At 69.0% G+C, this 25,703-nt stretch carries 22 protein-coding genes and 2 pseudogenes; 15 read left to right on the forward strand and 9 right to left on the reverse strand.

The features are described 5' to 3' along the window. Window positions 1-41 precede the first annotated feature (41 nt). The 3 genes from QFZ58_RS25145 to QFZ58_RS25155 form a co-directional block, all read right to left on the reverse strand. Window positions 42-908 carry an alpha/beta fold hydrolase gene (locus QFZ58_RS25145; protein WP_307127156.1) on the reverse strand — a complete coding sequence of 289 codons (867 nt, stop codon included), beginning with the start codon at window positions 906-908 and terminating at the stop codon, window positions 42-44. Between the two features lie 225 nt (window positions 909-1,133). Beyond that, on the reverse strand, window positions 1,134-2,390 hold the full coding sequence (locus tag QFZ58_RS25150) for a CdaR family transcriptional regulator (protein ID WP_307127157.1): 1,257 nt from the start codon (window positions 2,388-2,390) through the stop codon (window positions 1,134-1,136). Window positions 2,391-2,627: 237 nt separating this feature from the next. Then, window positions 2,628-2,993 (reverse strand): hypothetical protein, encoded by a 366-nt coding sequence (locus tag QFZ58_RS25155; RefSeq protein ID WP_307127158.1) that lies wholly within the window; start codon window positions 2,991-2,993, stop codon window positions 2,628-2,630. A 664-nt stretch (window positions 2,994-3,657) separates the two neighbouring features. On the opposite strand from QFZ58_RS25155, the pseudogene QFZ58_RS25160 reads away from it, so the two are divergent. The 5 genes and pseudogenes from QFZ58_RS25160 to QFZ58_RS25180 all read left to right on the forward strand — a co-directional run. Continuing rightward, window positions 3,658-3,894 (forward strand): annotated as a pseudogene (locus tag QFZ58_RS25160) (tyrosine-type recombinase/integrase); the annotation flags it as partial. A 358-nt stretch (window positions 3,895-4,252) separates the two neighbouring features. Beyond that, entirely contained in the window at window positions 4,253-6,064 is a 1,812-nt protein-coding gene (locus QFZ58_RS25165; protein WP_307127160.1) for a hypothetical protein, read from the forward strand. Beyond that, window positions 6,061-6,240, forward strand: coding sequence for a hypothetical protein (locus QFZ58_RS25170; RefSeq protein ID WP_307127161.1), 180 nt, complete (start codon window positions 6,061-6,063; stop codon window positions 6,238-6,240). Before QFZ58_RS25165 ends, QFZ58_RS25170 begins: the two co-directional genes overlap by 4 nt. Beyond that, a complete protein-coding gene (locus tag QFZ58_RS25175) occupies window positions 6,237-6,476 on the forward strand; it encodes a hypothetical protein (RefSeq protein ID WP_307127162.1) in 240 nt (79 codons plus the stop codon). Before QFZ58_RS25170 ends, QFZ58_RS25175 begins: the two co-directional genes overlap by 4 nt. Continuing rightward, window positions 6,473-6,916 carry a hypothetical protein gene (locus QFZ58_RS25180; RefSeq protein WP_307127163.1) on the forward strand — a complete coding sequence of 148 codons (444 nt, stop codon included), beginning with the start codon at window positions 6,473-6,475 and terminating at the stop codon, window positions 6,914-6,916. The genes QFZ58_RS25175 and QFZ58_RS25180 overlap by 4 nt, the downstream gene beginning before the upstream one ends. 327 nt (window positions 6,917-7,243) lie before the next feature. On the opposite strand, the gene QFZ58_RS25185 is transcribed toward QFZ58_RS25180, so the two are convergent. The 5 genes from QFZ58_RS25185 to QFZ58_RS25205 form a co-directional block, all read right to left on the reverse strand. Then, window positions 7,244-8,521, reverse strand: a complete 1,278-nt coding sequence (locus tag QFZ58_RS25185; protein ID WP_307127164.1) for a metallophosphoesterase — start codon at window positions 8,519-8,521, stop codon at window positions 7,244-7,246. Window positions 8,522-8,727: 206 nt separating this feature from the next. Next, the gene (locus tag QFZ58_RS25190; RefSeq protein WP_307127165.1) at window positions 8,728-9,405 is read right to left on the reverse strand and encodes a response regulator transcription factor; all 678 of its coding nucleotides are present in this window, start codon (window positions 9,403-9,405) and stop codon (window positions 8,728-8,730) included. Further along, the gene (locus tag QFZ58_RS25195) at window positions 9,402-10,721 is read right to left on the reverse strand and encodes a sensor histidine kinase (protein WP_307127166.1); all 1,320 of its coding nucleotides are present in this window, start codon (window positions 10,719-10,721) and stop codon (window positions 9,402-9,404) included. Before QFZ58_RS25195 ends, QFZ58_RS25190 begins: the two co-directional genes overlap by 4 nt. A gap of 192 nt (window positions 10,722-10,913) precedes the next feature. Continuing rightward, entirely contained in the window at window positions 10,914-13,148 is a 2,235-nt protein-coding gene (locus tag QFZ58_RS25200) for an MMPL family transporter (RefSeq protein WP_307127167.1), read from the reverse strand. Window positions 13,149-13,321: 173 nt separating this feature from the next. Further along, window positions 13,322-14,188: an SDR family NAD(P)-dependent oxidoreductase gene (locus QFZ58_RS25205; RefSeq protein ID WP_307127168.1), complete on the reverse strand. Its 867-nt coding sequence runs from the start codon at window positions 14,186-14,188 to the stop codon at window positions 13,322-13,324. A gap of 56 nt (window positions 14,189-14,244) precedes the next feature. On the opposite strand from QFZ58_RS25205, the gene QFZ58_RS25210 reads away from it, so the two are divergent. The 7 genes from QFZ58_RS25210 (at window position 14,245) to QFZ58_RS25240 (ending at window position 20,655) form a co-directional block, all read left to right on the forward strand. After that, window positions 14,245-14,709, forward strand: coding sequence for a MarR family winged helix-turn-helix transcriptional regulator (locus tag QFZ58_RS25210; RefSeq protein WP_307127169.1), 465 nt, complete (start codon window positions 14,245-14,247; stop codon window positions 14,707-14,709). Window positions 14,710-15,115: 406 nt separating this feature from the next. Beyond that, complete coding sequence (locus QFZ58_RS25215; protein ID WP_307127170.1) at window positions 15,116-15,778, forward strand: hydrolase; 663 nt, start codon at window positions 15,116-15,118, stop codon at window positions 15,776-15,778. Between the two features lie 5 nt (window positions 15,779-15,783). After that, on the forward strand, window positions 15,784-16,296 hold the full coding sequence (locus QFZ58_RS25220; RefSeq protein ID WP_307127171.1) for a DoxX family membrane protein: 513 nt from the start codon (window positions 15,784-15,786) through the stop codon (window positions 16,294-16,296). A 383-nt stretch (window positions 16,297-16,679) separates the two neighbouring features. After that, window positions 16,680-17,633: an alpha/beta hydrolase gene (locus QFZ58_RS25225; protein WP_307127172.1), complete on the forward strand. Its 954-nt coding sequence runs from the start codon at window positions 16,680-16,682 to the stop codon at window positions 17,631-17,633. An 11-nt stretch (window positions 17,634-17,644) separates the two neighbouring features. Further along, window positions 17,645-19,540 carry an amidohydrolase gene (locus tag QFZ58_RS25230; protein WP_373428587.1) on the forward strand — a complete coding sequence of 632 codons (1,896 nt, stop codon included), beginning with the start codon at window positions 17,645-17,647 and terminating at the stop codon, window positions 19,538-19,540. A gap of 16 nt (window positions 19,541-19,556) precedes the next feature. Beyond that, on the forward strand, window positions 19,557-20,297 hold the full coding sequence (locus tag QFZ58_RS25235; RefSeq protein WP_307127173.1) for a GPR1/FUN34/YaaH family transporter: 741 nt from the start codon (window positions 19,557-19,559) through the stop codon (window positions 20,295-20,297). A 43-nt stretch (window positions 20,298-20,340) separates the two neighbouring features. Next, window positions 20,341-20,655, forward strand: a complete 315-nt coding sequence (locus tag QFZ58_RS25240; protein ID WP_307127174.1) for a GNAT family N-acetyltransferase — start codon at window positions 20,341-20,343, stop codon at window positions 20,653-20,655. 1,020 nt (window positions 20,656-21,675) lie between these two features. On the opposite strand, the pseudogene QFZ58_RS25245 reads toward QFZ58_RS25240, so the two are convergent. Then, window positions 21,676-22,542: pseudogene (locus QFZ58_RS25245) on the reverse strand (GNAT family N-acetyltransferase). Between the two features lie 288 nt (window positions 22,543-22,830). Here QFZ58_RS25245 and QFZ58_RS25250 point away from each other — a divergent pair. Genes QFZ58_RS25250 through QFZ58_RS25260 form a run of 3 tightly spaced genes read left to right on the forward strand, consistent with a single transcriptional unit; the run spans window position 22,831 to window position 25,435 of the window. Beyond that, window positions 22,831-23,667, forward strand: a complete 837-nt coding sequence (locus QFZ58_RS25250) for an alpha/beta fold hydrolase (RefSeq protein ID WP_307127175.1) — start codon at window positions 22,831-22,833, stop codon at window positions 23,665-23,667. 59 nt (window positions 23,668-23,726) lie between these two features. Beyond that, on the forward strand, window positions 23,727-24,824 hold the full coding sequence (locus QFZ58_RS25255) for an LLM class flavin-dependent oxidoreductase (RefSeq protein WP_307127176.1): 1,098 nt from the start codon (window positions 23,727-23,729) through the stop codon (window positions 24,822-24,824). Next, the gene (locus QFZ58_RS25260) at window positions 24,821-25,435 is read left to right on the forward strand and encodes an FMN reductase (protein ID WP_307127177.1); all 615 of its coding nucleotides are present in this window, start codon (window positions 24,821-24,823) and stop codon (window positions 25,433-25,435) included. The genes QFZ58_RS25255 and QFZ58_RS25260 overlap by 4 nt, the downstream gene beginning before the upstream one ends. Window positions 25,436-25,703 lie beyond the last annotated feature (268 nt).

Here is a 25,703-nt window from a genome sequence, read left to right on the forward strand (position 1 = left end):
TTCGTCAAAGGGATGTGAAGTGCCCGCGTATCGTCCGGGATTTACGCGTCCGCGGCGGAAGGGGCCGCGTCCGCCACTTCGGAGAGGAAGGTCTCGACTACCGCGTTGAAGGCAGGCGGGTTTTCGAGGAAGGGGAAGTGGGAGTTCGCCACGTTGGACGGGAAGACGTGGAGCCGCGCGCCTGGGATCCGGCCGGCGATGAACTGCTGCGAGGCTGGGCTCACATGGCTTCCCTCGCAGCCGATCACCAAGGTCGGCACGTCCACTCGGGGAAGGACGTCGCGCCAGTCCTGCGCGCAGTGGTCGTAGAGCAGGGGCACCCCGGCGTGGGGCGGGGTCGACTTGATCTGTTCGGCGACGAACGCGATGAGATCGCGGTCGGGGGCACCGGAGAACATGCCGCGGACGAAGTCCTCACGCACTTGCTCGCCGTCCGGGCCCGCCAGCGCGGCGCCGAGTTCCAGCAGCCCGGCCACGTCGAAGATGGCTCCGGAGTCCCGCTGCTCCTCGGTGGTCAGCCAGGGAACGGCCGCCACGGCCGCAGGCTGGTCCACGGCGACGAACCGGCGGATCCGGCTGGTGCCGTACTGGTCGATGAAGCTCCACCACACCGAGGCGCCCATCGACCAGCCGAGTGCGTCGAAACGATCGAGATTCAGGTGATCGACGAGGTCGAGGACGTCACGGGACAACCGTGCGATGCGATAGCCGTGCCGCGGTTTCTCTGAGAGCCCGTGACCCCTGAGGTCCAGTGTGATGACGCGGCGGGCAGGAGCGAGACCATCCATCTGATGGCGGAACATCTCCTGGGTCTGCCCCCAGCCGTGCAGCATGACCAGGGGAACGCCATCGCCCCCGCTGTCCCGGTAGGTCAGCCGCACGCGGTCGTTCGTCTTCAGCTCGCCCATGGCCCTGCCTCATTCTCCTGCCAAGCCTTCACGGCGTACCTTGCTCCGCTGTGTCGGCAATCCACGTGATGGCCGGCCGACGTCGTGACGGCCGCGCCTGTACTCATTGTCGTTCGATCAGACTTGTCGCCACCACCGCGTTCCGTAGGGATTGGTCGACGAGAACCACGTCACTTCGTAGCGACGGAGCCGAAGGGCTCGTCAGGAGGACGGCGGTCGGCCCGTTCAGACGGTGGTGGTCGACCCGTCCAGTTGCAGCAGATCCCGGATACGCAGGCCGAGGTGCAGGACCAACCGGTCCGCGCCGCTGTCCAGGTCCAGCGCGGTGATCTCCTGGATCTGCCGCAACCGGTAGTACAAAGAGGTGCGATGGATCTGCAGCGCTTCCGCGGTCTTCGGGACCGAGCCGGCGTGTTCCAGGAAGGACCGAAGGGTCTCCTCCAGGCGGGGCCCTTGCCCCCCTGCGGCCGAGAGGAGGGCGCGCAGCGGCTTGGGCAGCAGGGATGCGTTCAGGGCGTGATCCGGAAGCTGGAGAAGGACCGCGAACTCCCGCAGTTCTTCCCACTCGCCGACGCGCTCGAAGTGGGGCATCCGTCGGGCCGCGCGGGCAGCCACGAGTGCCTGTTCGTAGGAGACCCACGCGTCAGCCACACCGGTCTGACACCCTCCGATGCCGAGCACGGGGGCGGCGGTGGAGTCCAGGAACGTGTCGAGGGCTTCGATGATCCGGCGGGACTGTTCCTTCAGTTCTTGCGGCGTCGGCGACTGCTCGCTCAGCTGGAGCAGGACTGCACGGTCGGTGGTGAACGCGACTGCGCCGTGCGCCGACCGAGTGCGGCAGAACCTCTCCAGCGCGGCACGCAGCGCGGTCTCGATCTGCCCGGGCGGCTCGTGGGAACGAATCACCTGCACGACGCTGACCACGGCGTGCCGTGCGTCCGGAAGCACGCCGGTGTCCAGGATCTGCTGCTGGGCGACACGGCGCGCGGTGGGGCTCGCGTCGAGAAGGGCCCAGGGAAGATCAGGGACGCCGCCCCCCTCGGCATGGTCGGCCATATGTTCCGCGTACATCTGAGCGGCGATGGCCTGGGCCGATTGGGCGATGGCGGCCGTCTCGTGCGCTGTCAGGTCCTTGCCGGTGGAGACGACCATGAGCAGGCCCAGAAGGCGCCCGCGCTCTCGCAGCGGCACACAGTAGCGCGGAAGCAGCCCCAGGTCGTCTCGGCCTTCTATATATCCCGGCTTGGCCCACTGGGCAACGCCCTGGTCGAGTACGTACCGAATGGCCTCGCTGTCCGCGAGGCCCTGCAGCAGGCTGCGGATGCGTACCGGATCCGCGTCGTCGAAGTGCCTGCTTGCGTGGATGAGCCTGACGAGGGGGTCATCAAGGACTACGGAACGCTGCAGCCTCTCGGCCAGCTCTTCTACGAGTTGACGCAGCGCGTGGCTGCCCGCCCGAGCCCGTTGCAGCTGTTCAGTCATTCTGATCCTTCCCTAGAACCACTTTCTACATTCCGTGAATCCGGGACTCCAAATTTTCGACAGTGTGAGGTTCGGCACCGAAGCTCGTCCTGTGGTGTCCGTTTTGTGACAGGAGCGGTCATAGAGGGCTGGCGCGGTGCGGCCGTGCGGAGTTCTGGCCGGGGTGCCCTTATGCGTTGGTCGAGGTCGAGCTCGGCTTCTGTGAATCGTGTCTGAGCTTCGTCTGACTCGTACCGTTCACGGCAGGCGATCCAGTGAGGCGAATCGTCTGTCCGCATCTTTGATGCACTCGCGCACAGCCCCAACATCAATTGTTCCTTTGAGTGATTGAGCTGCTACATTCCGTTCGTGTTCGCTGCGGACAGGCCAACCGCCGAGATCCTGCGGGTCGAGGTCACTGACACGCTGGCCTACTGGACGGTTCTTGCCGGGCCCACCTTGACGGTCGTCGAGGATGTGGACAGCTTCCTCTGCCATCTGCGCTTCGGTCGGGCTCGCGCGGAATCGATCACGAAGACTTACGCAGGTCACCTCAAGCGCTTCCACACCTGGTGCGGCGAGCACGACCTGTCGTGGGAACGCGCGGCCGCCGAACTCTCGCACTGCTTGATGAAGTTAAGGACCACGCCCCGGCTGACGAGCGGCCGCGGCCAGGGGTGGCTCCCACAGGACTCCACGCTCGCACCCGCCCTGGCGGCAATCCACGGCTTCTACCTGCACCTGGCTGACCTTCGCAAGATCAGCGCGAAGGCGGTCGACGCTCTGTTCGTCACCGCTCCGCACCCGGCGACAGGAAAGCTCGTCCTGGAGCCCCGCATCCGCGTTGATTCGCGGCCGAGTCACTCTTCCGGCAGGGCACCGGCTGCCAGCCACGAGGAGTTCGCCGCACTCCTGCTCGCTACGAAGGCCGCCCGCGACCGCTGCATGGTCGCCCTGCTTGGCGCGTGCGCGCTGCGCGTCGGCCAGGTCGTCGGCCTGCTTCGCGAGGACATTCATCCCGTCCCGGTCGGCAGTACCGTCCTGGGCTGTCCCTACAGCCTGGGCCCCCACCTGCACCTGGAGAAACGTGACGGTCACCCGCGCGGAGCGGCGAACAAAAACCGCGGCACCGTGATCGTTCCTGTGCCCGGACCCGTGGTGATGCTTTACGCGGACTGGATGCGCGAACGTCTCACCATCTCCGGGGCGGCCAACGCCGTTTGGGGCTTCGTGTCGTTCCCGGGTCCCACGGGAGAGCCGGGCGGGCAGGTCCTCGGCACGCGACGGGTTCAGGACCTCGTGTCGGATCTCGCCCCGGGACGCCGGTATTCGACACATTCATCCGCACATGCTGCGGCATACCTTCGGCGAGACCGCAGCCGACCTCGACGTCGCGTGCGACGTCCTCCAGCGCCTGGTCGGCCACCGGGACGTGGCCAGCCAGAACGTGTACCGCAACCCTTCCGACGCCCGGGTCGCGCACGTTGCCCAGGCCGTGAACGACAAGATCTTCGGACCAGCATGACGACTTATGCACCTGTGCCCGCTCCGGCCCCCGCGGCCGGGTGCGAACCGGACTGGGACTACCTGGCCCGGCACGGCCTCGACCGCTCCCCGCTCCAGCTGTGCTTCCCCCTGGGCGCCGACTGGCACTCGTTGCGCCGTTGCCGGCACACCGGGCGGCCACGAGCTGGCCGTGGCTGTGCCACCGTTGCGCGTCCGACTGGCGGGAGGCCGGAGGCTCCGGCGACATCGACAGGTGGTGCGCGAGCACGCCCGTCCCGCTCGCCCGCCGCACCTACGCCGAGAACCGGTGCCGGGTGGGCTGCGACCGTGCCGCGGAGGTCAGCGGCCTGTGTAAGAGCTGCGCCTCTGAGCGCCGTGTGCTCCGGCTGACCGTCGAGGAGTACCTCGCCCGGGGCCGCGCCCCTCGACCGGGCTTCGGGAAGTGCCTGGTCCGCGTCTGCCCGCGCATGGCCGTGGTGCGGCGGAGCCGACTGTGCCTGCCACACCAGCGGCAGTGGTCCAACGCGGCGAAACCCGACCGCGGGGCGTGGGCGCTGGCAGCAGCCGCCATCTACACGTCCGTAGACATGGTCCCGCTCGCCGATCTTGAGCCGACAGTCGTGGTGCAGGTGCTGCGCGGGTACAAGGCCCAGCTCCGTCAGGGCGGCCGGATCAACCCCGCACAGGTCAAGTCGGCAGTGCGCTGGCTGTGCGACCACACGGTCGAAGACCTGGCCGCCGTGGAACTGCCACCCAAGGGCGCGAAGACGACGTATCTGCGGCTCTGGCAGCACACCCTGCCGCTCCTGGAGGCCGACCCGGCCACGGAGCACACCCGGGCCCTGGTCAGGCTGCCTATCCTCAACCCTCGCTACAAGGGCGGGAGCGTCGATCTGCGGGACGTTCACGCCCCCTGGGTCACGCACCTCGCCCAGCAGTACCTACTACGCCTCGCCGCCGGCGGCGCCTCCTCGGCACGGTTGATGACCGTCGGCTACACGACCCGGTGGTTCGCGATGTTCCTTCGCACCCTGCCCGGCGAGGGCCGAAGGCCGGGCGACGTCGGCCGGGACGGCATGCTCGCCTACCTACGCTGGCTGACGCACCGAGCCCGCGACACCAGCGACTACCAGCTTCTCAACGATGACGACCCGGTACGGCAGATCGTCGCCGAGCGCCTTCTGCCGTCCCGTCGAGGCGCCGGGCCTCTACTGGTCACGCCTGTACGCCACTACGAGCGGGTGAAGATGCTGCGTGAGATCCTCGAACACGGCCGGGCATGGCTCGCGGACAACCATGCTGCGGACGTCCATCTGCTGGAGATGGACGTGCCGCCGTACCCGGAACGGGACGACACGGCGAGCGAGCTGGAGGGCCGCTCTCAGGACGCCTTGCCCGAACAGGTCTTCCTGCAGCTCATGGACGAACGCAATCTCACCCTGCTGCCGCCCGGAAATTGCCGCAACTGCGTCGAACTGGCCATGCGCGTGGGCCGGTGGCCCTGGGAGCTCCGCCACTTGGAGTTCGACTGTCTGGAGTGGCACGACATCGACATGGAGGACCCGGACGGGACGGTGCGCCGCCGGTCCTACCCCGTCCTCGCGTACTGGATGCAGAAGGTCCGCCGGCGGCACAAACTCCCGCTCCATCCCAGCGACGCCGAGGTCATCACCCGCCAGCAGGAGCACTTGCGGCGTGAATCCCCGCACCTGTTCCACGAAGACGGCCGGCCCCGCTCCACCCGCATGGTGCTGTTCCCCACCCCTCGCCGCTCGCGTGCCAACGCGCTCGGCGAGCGGCCGTACGACAGCAGCACGATCGGATACTGGCTTCGGACCTGGCTCGACCAGTTCGCTGTGGCCGACGAGCACGGGAAGCCCTTCGACCCGGCACGGGTGTTCCCCTACGCCTTCCGGCACACCTACGCCCAGCTCCGCGCTGACGCCGGCGTCCCGCTCGACATCCTGCAAGTCCTCATGGCCCTACCAGGACCCCTCCACCACGCAGGTCTACTACCGGCCCTCGCACCCCCGGCGGGTGGAAGCGGTGCGTGCCATCGCCGCCAGGTACCAGTTCGACCTCACCGGCGGCCGGGGTCCGCGCCCGCACCCCCCACGACGAACTTGCCGACCGGATCCGCGCGGGCGTCGGCTCGGTGCCCGTCCCCGCAGGACGCTGCCACGAAATGAACAACGTCCGCGCCGACGGGCACGGCTGCCCGGTGTACAACCGCTGCTTCTCCTGCACCTTCTACACCACCGACTTCACCCACCTGCCCGAGGTGCGCCAACTACGCGCCGGAAGGGCGGACAGCTCGCTGCGCTGGAGAGCGCCTACGGCAGCGTGCTCACCGCAGGCCCCTTGAGCACGGCGAATCTGGAGCTGCTCCGCCAGGAGATCCAGCAGATCGACGAACTCGTCGGCAAATGCGAAGCCGACATCGGCACCCTCACCTCCGAGGAACGAACCACGGTGGAATCCTGGCTCTACACCAGGGACCGGTTCCTTACGGTCATCCCCGTAGCGGCGGTTCTGGCCGGACGGCAGCGTCTGGACCAGCCCACCGGCGATCCGATCCTGACCGAATCGACGACGGGATGACGCCCCCGGCCGCCCCGCGCTCGCAGCCAGGCCAGGCGCCGATCCCCGTCCGTCGGGCCGAAGCCCTCGACGGCGGCAGGGCGGCCGCCATTCGACGGCGCCGTGCCGATAGCGAACAGTGCCGACAGCGGGTCCTCGAAGTCGAGAACCGCATGCTCCTGGAACAGAACGCCGCCCTGCAACGAACCCTTCACGAAGTTCAGAACGAGCTGCGTACGCTACGCGCCCACAACCTGGGCGCCCGCCTCCGCGACGGCTTGGACGCCCGCTCCTTGCGCGACACGGAGATGGAGGAACTGCGCGAGCAACGAGACGCAGCACTGGCAGCCGGCCGCCAGGTAGAGGCCGCCATGCAGGCACTCCGCAACGTCAACCAGCGGCTGATGGTCGAGAACAGCCGGCTGATCGCCGCAGATGCTCCGGAACCACCCGCAGGGTAGCCCGTGTACGCAGAAGCCGGGGCGCCCCGGCAGGGTGAGGCCGTCAGACCGTCGCGACTTGGAGGCCGTACCTGGGGACGGTCAGGTACGGGATCTTCCCAGCAGGGGTGCGCACGCGTCATCGGCGTTCGCGCTGGTCCGGTGCCTCTCAGACGAAGTCCATGGGTGCCGATGTGACACGGGAGCACGCTGTGTCAGGGGGTGGGTTACGGCCTCTTCAAGGTGCGTGCTTCGGCTTCCGCGCTGTCGGTGCCGTCACCGACAGCGCGGAAGCCGGGCCGGAACAGCCGGGCTGTGCTGGTCCTGCTCGCCGGCACCACGCGTGCGTTATTGCCTGCGCAATTCGATGACTGTGATGTCGGGTGGTGCTCCGACTCTGATGGGTGGCAGGGATGCTCCGACTCCGCGAGAGACGTAGAGCTGTGTGTGGTCGATGGTGGCCAGTCCCGCTGTGAGGGGTTGGGTCAGTGGCACGAGCAGGTTGCCGGGGAAGAAGGCTCCGCCGTGTGTGTGCCCGGACAATTGGAGATCGACTTTGTGCCGGGCGGCTTCATGCACCTGCACGGGTTGGTGGGCGAGCAGGACGACGGGGTGGGAGGCGTCGCGGTCGCCGAGGGCCCTGTCGTAGTCGGGTGTGTCGTGGTTCTGCTCGCCTGTGACGTCGGTGACGCCTGCGAGGTCGATGGCTCCGCCCCGATGTTTGATCAGTGTTCGAGTGTTGCGCAGGGTGGTAACGCGGAAGTCGGCGAGTGTGGCGATCCAGGCATCGACATCGTGGCGGTAGTCGTGGTTGCCCGTGACGAAGAAGGTGCCGTGGGTCGAGGACAGCCGGGTGAGCGGCGCGGCGTGAGCGGCCAGGTCGCCGGCGGTGCCGTCGGAGAGATCGCCCACGATGGCGACGATGTCGGGCGACGTGTCGTTGATCATCCGGACCATGCGTGCGGTGTGGGCGCGACCGAAGAACGGCCCGAGGTGGAGGTCGCTGGCCATGGTGATGCGCATGCCGTCGAGTGAGGGATGCAGTCGGCGCAGGGCCACCGGCACGACTTTCACATCGGGTGCTCCCAGGCCGCGGTGAAAGCCGTAGCCGGTGGTGGCTACGGCGGTACCGGTGGCGAGCAGCGCGACCGAGCGGGCCAGGACGAGGCGGCGGTCCACCATCCGCGGTGCGTCCTGGGCCGGTCTGGGATTCGGGGCGCCCATGACCGGAGCCGCGACGGAGTGGCTCTGCTGAACGACCGGAGCCCGAGGGACCTGCGCGGGAATCATGGGGCCGGATCCGGTTCGACTCCGCAGTGCACGCGCCGTGAGGCGTGCAGGGATCTCCAGGGCGACGAGCGTCATCAGCAGGTAGGCGGCCAGGGCGACCCACACGAAGGCTGGCCAGGCCAGCCATGCGATGCGTGTGGGGTTCGCGTACTGGGCGGCGAGGACACCGGGGGGGACCAGGACCGTGAGGGCGACCGCCGTGGCCTCGCCCGCGCGGCGCAGCCGGGCGGACGGTGTGACGTCCTTGACGAGCCTTAGGTAGAGGTAGCGGTGTGCGGCGGCTGAGGCGACGATGCTTACTGCGGCGACGGTGGCTTCCTGCGCGAGGGTGCTCACGCCGCTGCCTCAGCCGGTGGAAATGGACTGGAGACGGATCGCCCGTCATGGGTGCTGGCGTCGAGGTGTCGGTGCATGGCGGCGGGGTGCTCCGGGAGAGTTGTCGAACGGTCGAGGTCGGCTGGTCCGGGGGCGGCGGCGGCCGGCCGGAGGGACTGCCGGGTCGGACGGCGGCATCTGGGGTCCATCTGCTTGCTCGCACGGGTTCACTGAGGGCGGGCCAGGCCCACGTCGTAGGCGAAGATGACGGCCTGAACGCGGTCGCGAACATCGATCTTTGCCAGGATGCGGCTGACGTGGGATTTGACCGTCGACTCGGCCAGGTGGAGGTGGGCGGCTATCTCGGTGTTGGACCATCCCGTGGCGACGGCGGCGAGAACTTCACGTTCGCGTTCGGTTAGGGCAGCCAGGTGTCGTCGCTGTCCGGGGCTGAGGACTGGAACGCCGGACGTCCGTTGTGGGTGCGAGGTGGTGAAGGCGTCGATGAGTCTGCGGGTCAGGTTCGGGGAGATGACGCTGTCGCCGGCCGCCACGGCCCGGATGCCGAAGACGAGTTCCTCGGGGCGTGCGTCCTTGAGGAAGAACCCGGCCGCTCCGGCTCGCAGGGCCTCGTAGGCGTACTCGTCGAGGTCGAAGGTGGTTAGGACCAGGACCCGCGAGCGGCCGCCGGACTCGACGATGCGGCGGGTGGCCTCGATGCCGTTGACGCCGGGCATCCGGACGTCCATCAGGACGACGTCGGGACGCAGTTCCGCGGTCAGGCGGACAGCCTCCTGACCCTGGGAGGCTTCGCCGACGACTGAGGTATCCGGCTGTGCTTCAAGGAGCATGCGAAAGCCCAGTCGTTGCAGGGTCTGGTCGTCGACGATGAGGACGGTGGTCATACGCGGTGCTTCTCCGTGGCGGCGCTGGGCAGGGTGTGGGAGGTGCTCAGGACGGTGTGGACGCGCCAGCCGCCGGCGAGGGTCGGGCCTGCGCTGATGCGGCCCTGGTAGAGGGCGGCGCGGTGGCGCATGCCGACCAGGCCTTGCCCGCTGTGCCTGCCGTGCCGTTCGCTGTCCGCCGCACGGGTCGGGCCGGTGTCCTCCACCGTGATGTGCACCAATTCCTCATCTGTGTACAGGTCGACGGACACGGTGGTGTCGGCCGCGGCATGTTTGAGGGTGTTGGTGAGGGCTTCCTGCACGATGCGGTAAACGGTGAGCTGAAGGCCGGGACTGAGCGGTGTCAGGTCCCCGTTGGTGTGCAGGTCGGCGGTGGGGCCGGCGGCGCGGACGCGGTGGAGCAGCGCGGGCAGGTCCTCAAGGTTCGGCTGCGGTGCGAGCGGGGTGGTGTCCCGCGGTGTCGCGGGGTTGTCGACCACGATGAGCAGGCGGCGTAGTTCCGCGAGGGCCTCGCGGCTGCTGTCGCCGATGAGGTCGAGGGTGCCGGCGGATTTCTCCGAGCGGGACCTGGCCAGGGCGGCAGCTCCGTTGGCGAGCCCGATGATGACGGCGAGGGTGTGGCCGAGGATGTCGTGCATCTCGTGGGAGACGCGAGTGCGTTCCGAGGCTGCGGCCAGGCGGGTCTGCTGGTCCCTCTCGGTCTCCAATGCCACGATGTATGCCTTCGCCAGGCGTCCGGTGAGGGCCAGTCCGGCGCAGGCGGTCACGGCGAGCATAGCCAGCAGTGTGACGATTTCCGGGCGCTTGGCGTGTTGCAGTTGGCCGCTTCCCCAGAATGCCGCGATCCAGAGAACGAGCTGGGCGGCGGTGACCGTGCAGGCGATGACCAGCTGGCGGTGGCTACCGTAGCGGCCGACGTTGTAGAGCGCGACGATCCGGGCCGCGTCGGCGCCGTTGAGGACGTTCAGCGGCAGCGCGAGGACGGAGGCGGCCGTGGTGATCGCGAACACCAGGCCGGGCCGTCGTTCCCGCCACAGCAGCGGAACCGTGTAGGCGAGGGTGAGGACGATCTCGCTGGGCAGGTGGGCGCGGTTGGCCGGGTTGAGTAGGGAGGGCAGTGCGAGGACGGCGCAGAAGACGGGCACGGCCCACAACCGCAGCCGGGGGTGGTCGCGGTCGAGCATCCGCCAGGCGGCCAGCCCGCTGATGATCGACACCGTGACGCGGTGGTCGGGGTCGCTGGTCAGTGACTGCGGAAGCCGGGAAGCATGGGGCGAGGTGCCGCGTACGGGTTCTCGGGTGGTCGGCTCGCTCATGGATGGGCGCCTTTTCGCTGTCCGGGCAGGCCGTCCGCCGCTCCTCGGGGAGCGTGAGCCGGCGGGCGGGGGCCAAGGGGCCCGGACAGCCGCTGTGCGGTGCACGGTGTGCTGTCCGGGCCCCGGGGACCGCCTGCCGACCCTCGGGGGATGGGGGCCGGCAGGCGGGGTCGGGGTGTGCCGGGGCTGTGCCTACCCGAGGGGCGCGGGCGCCGTCGGCTCCTGGCCGTTCTGCGCGGGGATGCGGGTCTGGTGGTCGCGTTCGGCCAGGACTTGGCGGAGCTTCTCGCCTTCCACGTCGACGTTGGGCAGGAGGTGGTCGAGCCAGCGGGGTAGTGCCCAGGCCCGTGCGCCGAGCAGGGTCATCACCGCGGGGACGAGGGTCATGCGGATGACGAAAGCGTCGAAGAGGACTGCGGTGGCAAGTCCCATGCCGATGGATTTCACCAGGGCGATGTCGTCGAGGAGGAACCCGGCGAATACCGAGATCATGATGATGGCGGCGGCGGTGACCACGCGGGCGCCGTGGCGGAACCCGGTGACGATCGCTTCGGTGGGGCCGGCGCCGTGGACGTATGCCTCGCGCATCCCGGAGACGAGGAACACCTCGTAGTCCATGGCCAGGCCGAAGACCACGCCGATCAGCAGGATGGGAAGCAGGCTGACGATGGGTGCGGTCTCGTCGATGCCGAAGATGTCCTTGAGCCAGCCCCATTGGAACACGGCTACCAGCACGCCGAGGGTGGCGACGACGCTGAGGAGGAAGCCGGCCGCGGCCTTGATCGGGATCAGGACCGAGCGGAATACGAGAAGCAGCAGGACCAGCGCGAGGCCGACAACGATGGCCAGGTAGGGCACCATCGCCTCGCCGAGCTTGGCGGAGACGTCGATGTTGAGCGCGGTCGTGCCGGTCACCATCACCTGCGTGCCGCTGTCCTTCTTCACCGCGTCGCTGCGGTCGCGGATGTCGCCGACCAGGTCGACGGTCTCCTGGCTGGTGGGCGGGCTGCTCGGCACCGCGGTGATCAGGGCGACGTCACCGGCCTCGTTGAAGACCGGGGGCCGTACGGTGGCGACGTCGTCGAGGCCCTCCAGCATGGCGGAGGTGTCCGTGGCCGCGGTCTTGGCGTTGTCGCTGTCCCGAGCGTCGACGACGATGGTCAGCGGGCCGCTGAAGCCCGGCCCGAAGCCCTTGCTGAGGGTGTCGTAGGCCACGCGCTGGGTGCTGCCGGGAGCGGCCATGCTGTCGTCGGGCAGGGTAAGCCGCAGCGAAAGTGCCGGGATGGCCAGTACACCCAGGCCGATAACCGACGCCAGTAGCATCTTCCAGGGGTGGCGGGTGACGAAGCGACCCCAGCGAACGCCCATCGTGACGCGCCGGCCGTGCTGCTCGGCCCGCACGCGGCGTGTGGTGAGGCGGCCGTGGGCCACGCGGGTGCCGGTGAAGCCCAGCGTGGCAGGCAGGAGGGTGAGCGCGACCAGCACGGCGACGGTGATGGCGAAGGCCGCGGCCAGGCCCATGGTGGTGAGCATCGCGATGCCGATGACGCTCAGACCGGCGAGCGCGATGACGACGGTCAGACCGGCGAAGACCACCGCCGAGCCAGCGGTGCCCAGGGCACGCCCGGCGGCTTCCTCGGGCGTGTGCCCCTCACGCAGCTCTGTGCGGTAGCGGGAGACGATGAACAGGGCGTAGTCGATGGCCACCGCCAGACCCAGCATGAGCGCCAGGGTCTGCGCGTTGGAGGCCATGTCGACGAACGACGAGGCGACGGTGATGGCGCACAGGGCGATGCCGACGCCGACGATCGCGGACACCAGGGGCAGTCCGGCCGCGACCAGTGAACCGAAGGTGATGACCAGGACGAAGGCGGCGACCAGCAGGCCGATCAGTTCGGCCGCGTTGCTCTGCTCCTCCTCCAGCACCGCGTTGCCGCCGAGGCTGATCTTCAGGTATGCCTTCTCGCCCTTCTCCGCCACCTGGTGCAGGGCGTCCGACGCGGCGGGAGTGATGTCGGCCTGCGGGACGGAGTAGGTCACCTGGGCGTAGGCGATGCTTGCCGAGGAGCTGACCAGGCCGGCGGTGAAGGGGTCGGTGACGTTCGCCACCTGCGGTGCCTCGCGCAGGTCGGCGACCAGGGACTCCACCTCCTGCTTGTGCGCGGCGGACGTCAGCTTCTGCCCGTCCGGAGCCTCGATGGCCACACGGGCCGTAGCGCCGCCGGCCGAAGCCTGCGGGAACTCCTTCTCCAGCAGGTCAATGGCCTGCTGCGACTGGGTTCCGGGAAGCGTGAAGTCGTCCGTCGTACTGCCCGACACGCTGCTGACGCCGATGACCGCGGCGACGAGCACCGCGATCCACGCCAGCAGCACCAGCCGGCGCCGCCGGAAGGCGAGCCGGCCGAGCCGGTAGAGAAAGGTGGCCACGAAAATTACTCCCACCAGGAGGGAAAACGGATGTGTGAGGGCGAGCCCGACAGGCTCCGCCCATGAACGTAGAAGTCGCGTGCGGCCGAAATGAGCTACGCGAGGACGAATCTGCGGCCGGGACGGTACCCCCGTACCGGGCGGTGTCCTCCTTGAGGCGGACGTCCCGGGTCTCAGCCGGCCGGGTGGGCGGCGAGAAGCGCCGCGGTCGCGTCCCACAGCTCCCGCTGCACGCGCGGCTCCCGGCCGGGCTCGGGGCACTGCAGGGGACGGGCGTCGCGGGCGGAGAAGTATCCGCCGGTGGTGCCCGCGAGCGCCGGGTCGGTGGCGAGCCGCACGATGATGCCGGCGCCCTTGCGAGGATCACCGATCCTCAGCGTGTTCAGCACCCGCTGCAGGACGGCGGAGCCGGGCAGGTCCCGGCCCAGGCCGGTGGCGTTGAAACCGGGATCGCAGCAGTTCACGGTCACCTTGTCCGCATTCAGGCGGCGGGCGAGTTCCTGCATCCACATGATGGTCATCAACTTGGTGCGCCCGTACAGGGCCATCGACTCCCGGCGGGTGTAAGCCTCGGTGCGCCGCAGATCGTCGGCCGGGTCGATCGTTTTCGCCTGCTGAGCCGCTTCGGAGGCGACGTTGACGATCCGGGCCGGCGCCGAGGCACCGAGCTTCACCGTCAGCGCCTCGGTCAGGACGAACGGGCCGAGGTAGTTCACCGCCGTCATCTCCGCGAGGTCCTCGGTGGTGACACGCTGCGCGAAAGCGTGCAGGCCAGCGTTGTTGACGAGGACGTCCAGACGCGGGTAGTGCGCGGCGATCTCCTCGCCCGCGCGGCGGACGTCGGAGAGCAGACCCAGGTCGGCGTGGAAGACGTCGACGGGCTCGTCGGTCACCGCCTTCAGGTCGGTGACGAGGGCTTGCGCCTTGCTGCGGGAGCGGGCCACGGTGCCGATGCGGTAGCCCTGACGGGCCAGCTCAAAGGCGGCGATGCGGCCCAGTCCGGAGGTAGCTCCGGTGATCACGGCGACGGGACGATCCATCCCACAACCCTTTCGTGAGGTACCTCATGATTATGTTGTGCGAGGATACCCGAACCATGGAGCAGCACGAATCAACAACGGCGGGCAGCGCCCCTGAGCAGGTGGGACTGTCCTTCCTGGCCCTCGCGTACAGCCTGCGCGAACAGGTCGACCAGCACATGCTGGCGACCGCCGGCCTGTCCCTGTCCCGCACCAAGGTCCTTCAGGCACTGACCGGCTGCGGCGCCCTCCACCAAGCGCAGCTGGCCTCCTCCCTCGGCCAAGCACCGCGCTCCGTCACCCAGATCGTGGAGGGCCTGGAGCGCCTCGGCATGGTCGCCCGAACCGGCGACCCCGAGGACCGCCGCCGCAAGACCGTCTCCATCACCGACACCGGCCGCACGGCACTAAGGGCCGCGGAAGAAGCAGGCACGCACGTACTTCGCCAGCGCTTCGGCCGTCTCGAACCACAACAACTGGCCACACTCGACACGCTGCTCGCGCACCTGGACATCGCCCTCACTGGCGGCAAGACCGGCTGACACGGACGGAAGAGCCCCGCCCCAGTGGGTCAACCCATAGACCTGTAGGAAAACTGGGCCTTGTGCTGGGCTGATGGCTGTTTCTGGTGCGCAGAAGGCGCCTCACACCGAGTGCGCTGAGCTGTGGTCTGGCCGTAGTCGAGGTACGCGCGATCTTCCGTTTCCGTGCCGGAAGGAGATCGATCCGGTGCCGATCCGGTCGAGGCAGGCGGCGACGACGGGGCGAGGGCGCGCGAGGCGTGACAAGGAACGGTCGGTGGCCCGGACGCTGAGCGGCAGTGCGCTGTCGTGCCAACTCCTGGGCGCAGAGAGGAAAGTCGGCCGGTCGGGCCGGTCATAGCTTTGGGGTGTGCCGAGCCGCGGGAATGCGGCAGGCGCGATACCGACTGTTTCGAAAGGACCCCTGATGTTCGACATCAACAAGGTGCAGGCTGCCCCGAGCTCGGATCTGCTCACGCCCGACAACGCGGTCATGCTTTTCGTGGACCACCAGCCGCAGATGTTCTTCGGTACCGGGAGCGGCGACCGCGCTGCGATCATCAACAGCACCGTGGGTCTCGCCAAGGCGGCTCAGGCGTTCGATGTGCCGGCAGTCCTGACCACGGTCGCCGCCGAGTCGTTCTCCGGCCCCCTGCTGCCGCAGCTTGCCGAGGTGTTTCCTGACCACGAGGTCATCGACCGCACGACGATGAACGCATGGGAGGACGAGGCGCTCGTGGCGGCGGTCAAGGCCACCGGGCGCAAGAAGATCATCCTGGCGGGCCTGTGGACCGAGGTCTGCTTGGTGCTGCCCGCGCTGTCCGCGCTGGAGCAGGGTTACGAGGTGTACGTGGTCTCCGACGCCTCCGGCGGCGTCAGCCCGGCCGCCCACGAGCACGCGCTGCAGCGGATGATCGCTGCCGGCGCGGTGCCGGTGACATGGGTGCAGGTGCTGCTGGAGCTGCAGCGTGACTGGGCGCGCCAGGAGTCGTACGGCGCGGTGATGGAGATCGTCAAGGCCCACGCGGGCGCGTACGGCCTGGGTGTCGTGTACGCGCAGAGCATCATCGGCGCACACGCGGCCGGCTGACCTCCTTGGACACCGGCATTCTGATCCTGCGTCTGCTGGTGGGCCTGCTCGTCGCCGGCCACGGCGTGCAGAAAATCAGCTCACACCTGGGCGGCAGGGGACTTGAGGGCGGCACGGAGGAGTTCCGTGCTGACGGTTTCCGCGGTGGACGCCTCACCGCCCTGGCGGCGGGCGGTGGCCAGATCGGATCGGGTCTGCTGCTCGCCGCCGGTCTTCTGACTCCGCTCGCGGCCGCCGGGGTGATCGGAGTCATGACAGTCGCTCTCACCGTGAAATGGCACAACGGCCTCTGGGTGCAGAACGACGGGTACGAATACCCGCTCGTCCTCATCGGCACCGCCGCCGCTCTCGCTGCCACCGGACCGGGCGCCTGGTCGCTCGATGCGCCCCTCGGCCTCACGCCGTACCCGTTGTGGGGGGCGGTCCTCGCTCTCGTGGTGGGTCTCGGCAGCGGGCTGCTCACCCGGCTTGTACTGCATCGGCCGACCCCAGGGGCGCCGCAGGCCGCCAGGCGCTGAGCAGGAGCCGCGCAGACCGGGCCCGGCTGCCCCACGTCCCCCGCCCGGGCGGCCGGGCCCTCTCACTCGTCCCACCAAGAGCACCTGAAGGAAACCGCGTTCATCGCATCCGCCACCGCTCCTGGCGTGGTGGCGGCCAGCCGCTGCCGCGCCAGAAGCGTGCCTGAACGAGGCGTTCGGCACGCTCAAGCAGCTGCCGGTCTGTCTCGGCCACGAAATCCGTGTGCATGCCTCCCAGCGGCTGAGCCGCGTACGCGCGCCGACACGCGGAGCCGGTACTCCCTCGACCTCGACAGAAAGCACCACCGGACCTTCCTCACGTCGCGCGTGGCACCCGCGGGACACCCGCCCGATTCCTCACACCTTCCGAAGGAGAACCCCTCATGCCGAACCTGCCGACCCTCGAACCCGCCGCTCAGGCGTTCGCCGAGGCCACCGCCCAGCCGCCATTCCTCTTCCAGGTTCCGGTGGCGGACGGCCGCACGGCCGTGGACGACGTCCAGAGCGGTGAAGACATCCTGCTGCCCGCCGTCGACGAGGAATGGATCACTGTCCACGGCGGTCCGACCGGCGACGTCCGTGCCCGGATCGTGCGCCCGCGCGGGGCCACCGGCCCCCTCCCCGTCATCCTGTACATCCACGGTGCGGGTTGGGTGTTCGGCAATGCCCACACCCACGACCGGCTGGTACGCGAACTGGCCGTCGGCGCGAACGCCGCTGTGGTCTTCCCTGAGTACGACCTCTCTCCCGAGGCCCGCTATCCGGTCGCCATCGAGCAGAACTACAGCGTCGCCCAGTGGATCGCCCGCGAGGGACACCACAAGGAGCTCGACGGCACCCGGATCGCCGTCGCCGGCGACTCGGTCGGCGGCAACATGACCGCTGCCCTCACCCTCATGGCCAAGCAGCGTGGCGACGTCCGCCTCGTCCACCAGGTCCTCTTCTACCCGGTCACCGACGCGAGCTTCGACACCGACTCGTACCAGCAGTTCGCGGAGGGCTACTTCCTGCGCCGCGACGGCATGCAGTGGTTCTGGGACCAGTACACAACCGACGAGGCCGACCGCGCCCAGATCACCGCCTCGCCGCTGCGTGCGACCACCGAGCAATTGACCGGCCTGCCGGCCGCCCTCGTCATAACCGCCGAAGCCGACGTCCTGCGCGACGAGGGCGAGGCGTACGCGGCGAAGCTTCGCGCCGCCGGAGTCTCCGTCACCGCCCTGCGCGTACAGGGGACCATCCACGACTTCGTCATGCTGAACGCGCTGCGCGAGACACAGGCCGCTGAACTCGCCATCGGCGTCGCGATCGACACACTGCGCAAGGCCCTGGCGTGATGGGGCCGTCGATGAGTATGCCGACGACGAGCATGCCCGTGGCGGGCCTCGGGCCCGGTCCGCAGCAGGAACATCCGCAGGCCGACCTTCTCGTCCGCAACGCGAAGGTGTTCACCGGCGACGCCGACCGACCTGAGGCCCGCGCCGTCGCGATCCGCGACGGCCGGGTCGCGGCCCTCGGCGACGACCACGACCTCGCCCACCTCGTCGGGCCGAGGACCAGGGTCGTCGACGCGCTCGGCCGCAGGGTCATCCCCGGCCTGAACGACTCACACCTGCACGTCATCAGGGGCGGCCTCAACTACGTGATGGAGTTGCGCTGGGACGGGGTACGCAGTCTCCGCCACGCCCTCGGCATGCTGCGCGAGCAGGCCGGCCGCACTCCCAAGGGGCAGTGGATCCGGATCGTCGGCGGCTGGACCGCCGAACAGTTCGCCGAGCGCAGGATGCCGACCGTCGCCGAGCTGAACGCCGCCGCTCCCGACACCCCGGTCTTCGTCCTGCATCTGTACCAGTCGGCGTTGATGAACCGGGCCGCGGTGCGGGCCGCCGGTTTCACCCGGGAGACCCCCGACCCTCGCGGCGGTCAGATCGTCCGGGCCCGGGACGGGGAACCCAACGGGGTCCTCCTCGCGGCGCCGAGCGCGCTCATCCTGTACTCGACCCTGGCCAAGGCGCCGGCCCTCGACGAGACCGACAAGCGGACGTCCACGCGACACTTCCTGCGCGAGTTGAACCGCTTTGGCCTGACGTCGGCGGTCGACGCCGCCGGAGGGTTCCAGAACTTCCCCGACAACTACGCCACGGTCGCCGACCTCGCCAGGTCGGGGGAGCTGACCCTCCGGATCGCCTACCACCTCTTCCCGCAGACGGCCGGACAGGAGCTCGCCGACCTGAAGCGATGGACCGAGATGGTCAAGCCCGGAGACGGGGACGAGTGGCTGCGGCTGAACGGCGCGGGGGAGAACCTGACCTGGGCCGCCGCGGACTTCGAGAACTTCTCCGAGCCCCGTCCCGCGCTCGCCGAGGGATACGAGGCCGAATTCGAGCAGGCGGTCCGGCTGCTGCTCGAGAACGGCTGGGGATTCCGGCTCCACGCCACGTACGACGAGACCATCCGCCGCGACCTGGCCGTCTTCGAGAAACTCGCGGCCGAAGGACTGTTCCCCGGCGGCAACCGCTGGCTCTTCGACCACGCGGAGACCGTCTCGACCGACAGTCTGGACCGGATCGCGGCCCTCGGCGGCGCCCTGTCCATCCAGAACCGCATGTCCTTCCAGGGCTCCGCGTTCCTCGACCGCTACGGCGCCGAGGCGGCCGCCCACACCCCGCCGGTCCGGGCCATGCTCGAGCGCGGCCTGACCGTCGCCGCCGGAACCGACGCCACCCGCGTCTCGTCGTACAACCCCTGGGTCGCCCTCCACTGGTTGGTCACCGGCCGCACCGTCGGCGGCACGACCCTCTACCCGGCCGGGAACCTGATCGACAGGGAGACCGCCCTCGACCTCTACACCCGCGGGGGAGCCCAGCTCACCGGTGAGCAGGACGTCAAGGGAACTCTGCGAGAGGGCTGCTACGGCGACCTCGCGATCCTCTCCGACGACTTCCTCACTGTGCCCGAGGAGGCCATTCCCGACATCGAGTCCGTACTCACCGTCGTCGGCGGCCGCATCGTCTACGCGACCGCGGAGTACGCGGGGCTCGACGAGGCGGTCCCGCCGGTGAGCCCCGAATGGAGCCCCGTGGCCCATTTCGGCGGCTACCAGTCGGGCCAGGAAGGCGCCCGCCAGGCGTCGGTCTTGGCCGAGGCCGTCGCCGAGTCCGAGCAGCACCGCCGCTGGCGGGTCGCGCGTGGCGTCGTACCCGAAACCACGCCGTCCTTCGTCGATCCCTGCTTCGAGCACTGAAAGAGAGATCCCCCCGATGACCGCAGCCTCTCCCACCGCTGCCGACAGCGGCGACGCCCACGCCACCCCGCCGGAAGGTCCCCAGGGTCGCCGTTTCGAACCGGACCTCCGGTCGATGACACGGATCAACCTGCGCCCCATCGCCTCGCCCATGCCGCTGGGCTTCTTCACGATAGCCATCGCTTCCGTGATGACGGGCTGCCTCCAGCTCGGCCTCTTCGACGAGACAGCCCGCGCCGCCGTCGCCTTCACCGTGCTGCCGGCCTTCGTCCTCCAACTCCTGGTGAGTGTCCTGGCCTTCGGCGCCCGTGACGTGATCGCGGCGACGCTGATGGCGGTGTTCGCCGGCAGCTGGCTGCCCTACTCACTCATCATGCTCAGCGACGCGGCCGACGGCCTCCAGGTCCTCGGCGTGTTCAACCTGGCGCTCCTCTGCTTCGGCGCGCTGATGGCCGCCGTGACGCGGCCCAAGCGCGCGCTGTGGCTCGTGATCGTGGTCTCCCTGCCCCGCTGGGCGGCCACCGGCCTCGCGGGTATCACCGGCGCCGAATGGCTGACGCACACGTCCGGTGCGCTCGGCCTCGTGGTGGCGCTCGTCGCGATGTACACAGCGTTCGCTCTGATGCTCGAGGACATGCGCAGCGAGCAGGTCCTGCCCATCGGCCGCAGCGGTCCCGCTCACCTCGCCGTCGAAGGCGACCTGTCCGTCCAGCTTCGCAATCTGGAACGCCAGGCGGGCGTGCGCCGCACGCTCTGACAATATTCACCGATCCCCTTGACGGGACAGCACAGGAGCCCTCATGGAACCGCAGGTGGTGGACCACGTTGAGAAGTCCCGCTACGAGATTTTCACCGGTGACGACGGCACCGAGATCGCGGGCTTCGCCGAGTATCACCTTTCGGAAGGCGAGCTCGCCTTCATCCACACCGAGACCGAACCCCGGTTCGCAGGTCGGGGGCTGGGCGGACTACTCGCCCGGGGCGCCCTCGATGACGCGCGGACACGTGGGCTGCGCGTCCTGCCGTACTGCCCCTTCATCCGGGGGTGGATCGGCAAGCACCCCGAGTACGCCGACCTGGTACCCGACGCGCGCCGCGCACATTTCGGCCTCTGAAGCGCGCCGACCGAAGCAGGCCGCGGCCCTGGACGCGTGCCGAGCCCACGCACAGGGCTTCCAGAAGTAGTCGACAAGCTGTCGACCCAGCTGCTCCAGTCCCTCGGACGCAGTTCATGTTCGACGGTTCGGAACCCGATGCCTGCGACAGCGGGTGCCGGGACGTTATGGAAGGCGCCATCGACCGGATCGGCGCAAAGAGCAACCAGGTGATGGCCGACTCCATCGAACGGTCCTGTGCGGTGGCGAGGGCCCGCCGTCCTGCTGCTGGTCCCCGCGCTGCTGGCGCTGAGGGCCGGTCTCCTCCTTCCCGGCCTGTGCGCGCCCTGCTGCAGTCCTTCATAGCCGGGGAGGGGGACGCAGTGGGGTGGGCTCGACAACTACGCGTGGCCGCTCTACGGTTCCGAGGCGCTTGTCGCGCTGCGCACGCCCCGGCCCCCGCCGGGACGCCCGGATCGCCACCGGTAGCGGCACCGACTGAGGGTTGTCACCGACCTGTCCGGGCGTCAACAGGATAGACAAGGGACGGCCGTTCCCGTCCACAGCCAGGTCCCTTCGGTGCTCAACCCGCCGCGGGATCGTCCCAGTGCCTCGCCGCCGACCGGCGCAACCGGACGCGTGCCGCGGCCCTCCCTTTTTCCGTGCCCCTGCCGCATGCTGATGGTGCCCGGGCGATGGTGGAGCCGACCGACACCACCCATCGATCGTCCCGCCCGCGTCATCGTGCGCCTGGACCTGCGTGAGGATCCGATCCCAGGTCCCATCCGCCGTCCATCGGCGCAGCCCTCTTATGGCAGGTCTTCCACGGCTCCTACCGCTCCGGCAGGTCCCGCCACGGCGCACTCGTGCGTACCTTTCACAAGAGCCCGTCGATGACCTGGCGATGAACCCGCCACCGGCCACGACGCCCGTTGGAGCGTGCAATAGCGGCATGATAAATCCCGACCTACCCGGTGTCCTCGAAGGACGTTCGGGCCCAGCCAGGGTCAGCGACGCCGCCTGTCCGATACCGCCGTCCGATCATTTCCAGGGGGCTCGGCTGATGTCCAGCCGTTCGGATGACGGCTCGTATCCCGCTGACCTGTAGGCGGCGGCAGCGTTCGAGGTCGGGGTGGTGACGAGTGCGCTTGATGCACCCGGTTCACGCAGCGCCGCCGCAGCGGCGACGCTGATCGCCGTCCCGTAGCCGCGACCGTGATGGTCGGCGTGCACACCCACCGGCTCCAGCAGGCCGGGCTTGCCTGGCCCGGCCGACCGGACCGTTGCCGCGGCCACCGCGTTGTCCTGGTCGTCGTGGCCCGATCAGGCAGCGGGCGTCGGCATAGACCGGCCAGGCCGCGACGGCGTGCCACATCTCCTCGGTGAACGCCGGACTGCCGAACGCCGAGCGGTGCACTGCGGTCCGCGCCCCCGCCGTCTCCGGACCGGCCACCTCGAATCGCAGGCCAGAGTCCTTCACCGGCTCGGCGAGGTCGTGGCGCAACGGCGTCCACGGCTCGTCCAGAATCCAGCCCGCCTCCAAGAGGACCTCGCGGAGCAGGGAACCGTCGGGGATTTCGAGCCGACCTTTCCGGGCGGCAGGACCCCGCGCTCCGGATCATCGAGGTCCGCCAGCAGCCGGCGCGCCAGATGACCGTCCTGGCGCAGGTCCGGCGCGGTCGTCAGGCGCAGCTGATCAGTTTCGTCCAGGTATCCGACGGCAATGATCCGTCCGTCCACGCTCCAGGTGCGGACGGCCGCGGCCAGCCTCTCCGCGCCCAGCGCCCAGGCCCAGCCGAGGTCTCCTGGATGGAGTTGCAGCGGCGTTCGGTCGTCCTGCCGTACGCGGAGGGCATCCACGACCCGGGTCAGCCCATCGACGCCGGGCTCGTTCAGAACGATCGTCATGCCTGGCATCTCACACCATCGCGGCGACCCGCCGCACCAGGGGTTTGCCCAGCCAGGCAGACCGGCAGGACCTGCCCTTGGCCCACTCCAGGTCCAGTCGACCGGCTCGTGACGGTGAAAGCCGACGCCCAGCCGGCCGACGCCGATTGCTTCCAGGCGCAACTCTGCGCCTGGGGGCAAGACGTGGTGCGTCACGCGACAACTGGCGGCGCAGCGCCGACCGTAGCGTGACGGCGTTCCGTGCCGCACAGATGCGCGGACCAGCCGATCCGAATCGAGGAAACACCCATGCCGTACATCACCGTGGGTCAGGAAAACTCCACCGCCATCGACCTCTACTACGAGGACCACGGCACCGGTCAGCCGGTCGTCCTCATCCACGGCTTTCCGCTCGACGGGCACTCCTGGGAGCGGCAGAGCGCTGCGCTGCTCGACGCCGGTTACCGCGTGATCACCTACGATCGGCGCGGATTCGGGCAGTCCGCCCAGCCGACGGCCGGGTACGACTACGACACCTTCGCCGCCGACCTGAACACCGTGATAGAGACCCTCGACCTGCGCAACGCCGTCCTTGTGGGGTTCTCCATGGGCACCGGTGAAGTCGCCCGCTATGTGTCCACGTACGGCTCCGACCGGGTCGCCAAGATCGCCTTCCTGGCCTCGTTGGAGCCGTTCCTGCTCAAGAACGACGACAACCCCGACGGCGTCGCCCCCAAGGAATTCTTCGACGGAGTCGTCGCCGCCGTCGAGGCCGACCGGTACGCCTACTACACGACCTTCTTCAACGACTTCTACAACCTCGACGAGAACCTCGGCACCAGGATCAGCGCCGAAGCGGTGCGCAACAGCTGGAACGTCGCGGCCGGCGGCGGTTCCTTCGCGGCCGCGGCCGCGCCCTCCACCTGGTACACCGACTTTCGCGACGACGTCCCCGCGATCGACGTCCCAGCGCTGATCCTGCACGGCACGGCCGACCGGATTCTCCCGGCCGAGGGAACGGCGCGGCCGTTCCACCAGATGCTCCCGTCCGCCGACTACGTGGAGATCGAGGGGGCCCCGCACGGCCTCCTGTGGACCCATGCGGAGGAGGTCAACACAGCTCTCCTCGCCTTCCTGGCGAAGTGACGCCGCACCCGCCGCTCCCAGTCCACATCCGCAGGATCCAGACAGGTTCAGGAGAACACATGCAATTCGGCATCTTCACCGTCGGAGACGTGACACCCGACCCGACCACCGGCCGCACGCCGTCGGAGCATGAGCGCATCAAGGCGATGATCGCCATCGCGCTCAAGACCGAGGAAGTCGGCCTTGACGTCTTCGCGACGGGCGAGCACCACAATCCGCCGTTCGTACCGTCGTCCCCGACCACGATGCTCGGCTATATCGCCGCCCGCACCGAGAAGCTGATCCTGTCCACCGCCACGACGCTGATCACCACCAACGACCCGGTGAAGATCGCGGAGGACTACGCAACACTCCAGCACCTGGCCGACGGCCGGGTCGACCTCATGCTGGGGCGTGGCAATACAGGCCCTGTGTACCCGTGGTTCGGGCAGGACATCCGCCAGGGCATCAACCTTGCCAAGGAGAACTACGCACTGCTGCGCCGGTTGTGGCGCGAGGACGTCGTGGACTGGGAGGGAACGTTCCGTACGCCCCTGCAGGCCTTTACCTCGACACCCCGGCCGTTGGACGGCACCCCGCCGTTCGTCTGGCACGGATCCATCAGGTCCCCGGAGATCGCGGAGCAGGCCGCGTTCTACGGCGACGGCTTCTTCCACAACAACATCTTCTGGCCCCTGGACCACACCAGGCGCATGGTCCAGCTGTACCGGCGTCGCTACGCTCACCACGGTCACGGCCGTCCGGAGGACGCCATCGTGGGTCTCGGCGGACAGGTCTTCATGCGGAAGAACTCCCAAGACGCCGTGCGAGAGTTCCGCCCGTACTTCGATAATGCTCCCGTGTACGGCCACGGCCCCTCGCTGGAGGAGTTCACCGAGCAGACCCCGCTGACCGTGGGCTCACCCCAGCAGGTCATCGAGCGGACCCTGACCTTCCGGGAGTCGGTCGGCGACTACCAGCGCCAGCTCTTCCTGATGGATCATGCGGGCCTGCCCCTGAAGACCGTCCTGGAACAGCTCGACATTCTCGGCGAAGAGGTCGTGCCCGTGCTGCGCAAGGAGTTCGCGAACGGACGCCCGGCCGACGTGCCGAACGCACCGACGCACACGGAACGGGGCATCGCCGCCGCAACGACGCGGGAAGCGACCGCCGCATGAAGCTGATCGCCGTTTCCGCAGGGCTGAGCTCCCCCTCCTCCACCCGCCTGCTCGCGGACCGGCTCGTCGGGTCCGCCGCCGGCGAACTCGGGGCCCAGGGACATACCGTGCCGACCGAGGTCATCGAGCTGCGCGAACTGGCCCGCGACATCGCCAACCATCTTGTGACCGGCTTTCCACCGCCCCAACTGGCCGCAGCGATCGACGCAGTGAAGGAGGCCGACGGTCTGATCGTCGTGACTCCCGTGTTCACGGCTTCCTACAGCGGGTTGTTCAAGTCCTTCTTCGACCTGTTCGACCCGGACGCCTTCACCGGGAAACCGGTCCTGGTCGCGGCGACGGGTGGTACCGCTCGCCACTCCCTGGTCCTGGAGCACGCCCTGCGCCCGCTCTTCGCCTATCTGCGCGCCGCCATCGTCCCGACGGCGGTGTACGCGGCGTCCGAGGACTGGGGATCAGGGGGAGACGAGTACACCGACGGCCTCCCCTCGCGCATTCGACGGGCGGGCAGCGAGCTGGCAGCGCTCATGGCCGCCCGCCCGGCCCGCGTCGAGCCCGAGGATGACGTCACCGCGCTCGAACGGCAACTCGCCGACTTGCGCCTCGACTGAGGCAGGGACGTCCTCGGGGAGGTCGGTTCGGGCCCCCACGCTTCGTACGGATCCTCCGCTACCGCGCTCGGCATCGTTTCCGTCCGGGGCGGCCCCCGGGCGGCGAATGAGCGTGAACCGATCGACAACCTGGCCTTTCCCGAGGACGTCGGCGGTGTGAGGACGCCCGTCGGCGGCAGGGCGGGGGAACCGGCACATCTATGAGCGGCTCGACTCCCTGGCCGCCGCACAGGTGGGGTCCTCCGGGCAGCTACAACACCACGAACCT

Origin of the sequence: Streptomyces sp. B1I3, assembly GCF_030816615.1 — a bacterium.
Lineage (GTDB): Bacteria > Actinomycetota > Actinomycetes > Streptomycetales > Streptomycetaceae > Streptomyces.

Bases quoted from the DNA above. Each gene is read 5' to 3' on its own strand.
- QFZ58_RS25145 (WP_307127156.1), bottom strand. From the start codon at position 908: ATGGGCGAGCTGAAGACGAACGACCGCGTGCGGCTGACCTACCGGGAC.
- QFZ58_RS25150 (WP_307127157.1), bottom strand. From the start codon at position 2,390: ATGACTGAACAGCTGCAACGGGCTCGGGCGGGCAGCCACGCGCTGCGT.
- QFZ58_RS25170 (WP_307127161.1), top strand. From the start codon at position 6,061: ATGAACAACGTCCGCGCCGACGGGCACGGCTGCCCGGTGTACAACCGC.
- QFZ58_RS25180 (WP_307127163.1), top strand. From the start codon at position 6,473: ATGACGCCCCCGGCCGCCCCGCGCTCGCAGCCAGGCCAGGCGCCGATC.
- QFZ58_RS25190 (WP_307127165.1), bottom strand. From the start codon at position 9,405: ATGACCACCGTCCTCATCGTCGACGACCAGACCCTGCAACGACTGGGC.
- QFZ58_RS25195 (WP_307127166.1), bottom strand. From the start codon at position 10,721: ATGAGCGAGCCGACCACCCGAGAACCCGTACGCGGCACCTCGCCCCAT.
- QFZ58_RS25205 (WP_307127168.1), bottom strand. From the start codon at position 14,188: ATGGATCGTCCCGTCGCCGTGATCACCGGAGCTACCTCCGGACTGGGC.
- QFZ58_RS25210 (WP_307127169.1), top strand. From the start codon at position 14,245: ATGGAGCAGCACGAATCAACAACGGCGGGCAGCGCCCCTGAGCAGGTG.
- QFZ58_RS25215 (WP_307127170.1), top strand. From the start codon at position 15,116: ATGTTCGACATCAACAAGGTGCAGGCTGCCCCGAGCTCGGATCTGCTC.
- QFZ58_RS25225 (WP_307127172.1), top strand. From the start codon at position 16,680: ATGCCGAACCTGCCGACCCTCGAACCCGCCGCTCAGGCGTTCGCCGAG.
- QFZ58_RS25230 (WP_373428587.1), top strand. From the start codon at position 17,645: ATGAGTATGCCGACGACGAGCATGCCCGTGGCGGGCCTCGGGCCCGGT.
- QFZ58_RS25235 (WP_307127173.1), top strand. From the start codon at position 19,557: ATGACCGCAGCCTCTCCCACCGCTGCCGACAGCGGCGACGCCCACGCC.
- QFZ58_RS25240 (WP_307127174.1), top strand. From the start codon at position 20,341: ATGGAACCGCAGGTGGTGGACCACGTTGAGAAGTCCCGCTACGAGATT.
- QFZ58_RS25250 (WP_307127175.1), top strand. From the start codon at position 22,831: ATGCCGTACATCACCGTGGGTCAGGAAAACTCCACCGCCATCGACCTC.
- QFZ58_RS25255 (WP_307127176.1), top strand. From the start codon at position 23,727: ATGCAATTCGGCATCTTCACCGTCGGAGACGTGACACCCGACCCGACC.
- QFZ58_RS25260 (WP_307127177.1), top strand. From the start codon at position 24,821: ATGAAGCTGATCGCCGTTTCCGCAGGGCTGAGCTCCCCCTCCTCCACC.